Source organism: Herbaspirillum sp. B65 (assembly GCF_000333555.1).
GTDB lineage: Bacteria > Pseudomonadota > Gammaproteobacteria > Burkholderiales > Burkholderiaceae_D > Herbaspirillum > Herbaspirillum rubrisubalbicans.
The window spans coordinates 1-459 of sequence record NZ_BADI01001195.1 but is presented as its reverse complement, the minus strand read 5'-3'; the positions used below and the strand labels follow the sequence as shown (position 1 = coordinate 459).

Below are 459 nucleotides of genomic sequence, written 5' to 3'. Positions count from 1 at the left end.
AGCAATGCGGTGTCGGGCTATGCTGGCGGCACCCGCGCGGAGGCCGATTACCGGACGGTGAGCGGCGGCGGGACCGGCCATGCCGAGGCGGTCTCGGTCACCTACGACCCGGCCGCGATCCGCTACGACGAGCTCCTGCGGATCTTCTTCTCGGTGGCCCTCGACCCGACCCAGGTGGATCGCCAGGGGCCCGATACCGGGCACCAGTACCGCTCGGCCCTGTTCCCGCAGGATGCCGAGCAGGCGCGGGTGGCGAAGGCCTACATCGCCCAGCTCGACGCGGCCAAGGCCTATGCGCGGCCGGTCGCCACCCGGATCGAGCCGGCGGCCGCGTTCTACCCGGCCGAGGGTTACCACCAGGACTTCATGGCCCTGCATCCCGGCCACCCGTACATCGCCGCCAACGATGCGCCGAAGCTGGAGGCGCTGCGCAGCCTGTTCCCGGAGCGGACGGCGGCG

The 459-nt window shown here is 72.1% G+C and carries 1 protein-coding gene; it reads left to right on the top strand.

The window, feature by feature from the left end; all coding sequences use genetic code 11:
* Positions 1-459, top strand: a 459-nt coding sequence (gene msrA, locus I5W_RS28490; protein ID WP_042723306.1) for a peptide-methionine (S)-S-oxide reductase MsrA, incomplete at both ends; no start/stop codon positions are given.